The sequence below is a fragment of the Candidatus Poseidoniia archaeon genome (genome assembly GCA_030748895.1).
Lineage (GTDB): Archaea > Thermoplasmatota > Poseidoniia > MGIII > CG-Epi1 > UBA8886.
The window spans coordinates 1-2006 of record JASMLC010000026.1 but is presented as its reverse complement, the minus strand read 5'-3'; the positions used below and the strand labels follow the sequence as shown (position 1 = coordinate 2006).

Annotated in this window: 4 protein-coding genes; 3 read left to right on the top strand and 1 reads right to left on the bottom strand. The window is 59.4% G+C overall.

Annotation, left to right across the window (positions count from 1 at the left end; all coding sequences use genetic code 11):
• Nucleotides 1-302: hypothetical protein (locus QGG57_06780; protein ID MDP7007868.1), on the top strand; the 302-nt coding region annotated here is incomplete at its 5' end.
• Nucleotides 303-311: 9 nt separating this feature from the next.
• On the opposite strand, the gene QGG57_06775 is transcribed toward QGG57_06780, so the two are convergent.
• Nucleotides 312-1358 (bottom strand): Fic family protein, encoded by a 1047-nt coding sequence (locus tag QGG57_06775; GenBank protein ID MDP7007867.1) that lies wholly within the window; start codon nt 1356-1358, stop codon nt 312-314.
• A 112-nt stretch (nt 1359-1470) separates the two neighbouring features.
• Here QGG57_06775 and QGG57_06770 point away from each other — a divergent pair, with 112 nt between their 5' ends.
• Both QGG57_06770 and QGG57_06765 read left to right on the top strand, forming a co-directional pair.
• A complete protein-coding gene (locus tag QGG57_06770) occupies nt 1471-1653 on the top strand; it encodes a hypothetical protein (protein ID MDP7007866.1) in 183 nt (60 codons plus the stop codon).
• A 44-nt stretch (nt 1654-1697) separates the two neighbouring features.
• Entirely contained in the window at nt 1698-1892 is a 195-nt protein-coding gene (locus QGG57_06765) for a hypothetical protein (GenBank protein MDP7007865.1), read from the top strand.
• Nucleotides 1893-2006 lie beyond the last annotated feature (114 nt).

The window sequence follows — 2006 nt, the reverse complement described above, 5'->3', positions numbered from 1 at the left end:
GCGCCGAGCTGGCGTGCCCCCTCACGACCGGCATCTTCCTCAAGCTCGTCGCCGAAACCTCCGAGGAGGACCGCGCCGCAGCCGCGGCGAGCGGCAGCGGCGCGGCCGACAGCAGCGCGCACCAGCCGGCGCCGTACTGGCGGCTGCTGAAAGACGGCGGCGCGCTGAACCCGAAGTTCCCCGGCGGTGCCGCGCAGCACGCCAGCCGGCTGGCCGACGAGGGGCACGGCATCGCCGCGAACCGCAAGGGGGAGCCGGCGCGGGTCGAGGGCTGGGAAGCGCGGCAGTTCCTGTTCGATTGAGCAGATGGACTAGAAGTCTATGAAGTCGCTGAGCGACAGCTGTCCCCGCTTCTGCGGAGCAACAGACGCCAGCTGCTCCAGATTTTCTCGCAGACGTTCCAGCCGCTGGCCCACCAGCAGCTTGGCGAACTGCATCAGCAACCCGGCGAAGTCACCAACATTGCCCTTGCGCAGCGCCGCAAGGTATGATCCCCGCTCCCGACCGAGGAAGAGCAACCGGGGATACCTGTGGCATCGCAACATCCAGTTCAGGATTTCGCGACCCACACGGCCATTGCCGTCTGTGAAGGGATGCACCATTTCGAAGCGGTAATGGAACAGCACCGCCTGCTCGAAGGGATTAAAACCGGCGTCAAGCCGGGCGTAATACTCCTCAATAGCCTCCTGCAGCTCGGCCTCAATCACCGGCGCGGGCGTGAGCCGGATATCGGCACTGACAATGCCGATTGTGTCAAGGCGCCGGAAATTCCCGGCTGAGTCGAAATCAATATTGTCCATTACCAGCCGGTGCAGGGCGCGGATGAAGTCCAGGCTGGCGCGTCCGCGGTACTTGTTGCGGTAACTTGCCACCTTACGAAAGTTCTGCACCTCATTGACCTCGCGCAGCGAATGGCCTTCGGGCGCAATACCGTACCGCAGCAGGTCGCTGGTCTCGCCCAGCGTCAGCGTGTTACCCTCGATGGCGGTGGTACCCTGGACGTAGCTAGCCTCGAACTCGCGCTCGTAGACCGCCGCCTCGGTCTCACCCATCAGCTCGCCGACCGACTGGAACAGGTAGCGCACTTGCTCGACTTGCAGGTGCTGCTCCCCATCCAGATGCTCGCTCCGCAGGGCTCCAGCGCTCAGCTCCCCCTTCTTGAGCGCGGTGCGCAGCTCCATCTCGGCCGCGTGCTCACGCCGGCAGTGCTCGACCTGCTCGCGCGTCAGTGGCTTGGTACCGAGGTACTTACGCACCTTGCGCCGCAGGCCGCGGACGCCGACATCACGCACCAGATAGTACTGCGGCTTCCCCTGCTTGGGATAGTTTACTTCGACACGGTAAGGGCGGCGGGCCATACCTGGCCTGCGACATGGCGTATATTATCCTTATGGGTGCGAAATATACGCCATGTTGGTGAGCGCCATCCGGTCCGCTTTTACCGGCCGGGCAGTATGCGGGTTTTCCCCTGTGCGAGAGTCACGGGGACAGGAGAAACAGATGAAAGAATTCCAGAAAGGTGAGATGACTAACAGCAACGGCTGGACGCTCGAGTGGGGCAGTGCCTACATCCAGGTCCGGGACGAGAATGGCGATTTCGTGGCGGGCTGGGACCCGGGCAAGATGAATTATATTGCGCTGGCGGAAGATTGATGTGGCCAAACAAAGCTTTTTAGGCCAAAACATGATTTCGTGCCATGGGCAATCCACTTGAAGAAATTGTAAGAAGCAAACTTCCCGAATTTTATAAGATGTGTAAAGATGATGGTACAGACACGGTAATACTCCACCATGTCGCCTTCAGTGAGGAGGAAGTTTGCCTTTTGGGCACCGCTGTGAAATACGCTACGGAATATACTGGAAAGAATGTGCATGTTATTTGTGATCAATAGATATGAATCCGATATCCAGAAGATTGATGATAGAGCCCGACAGGAAGAACAAGAGGTATGACGAGGTGTAATGCGTCTTTACTCTGGAACTGTTAACGAATTCCTTACCGATAC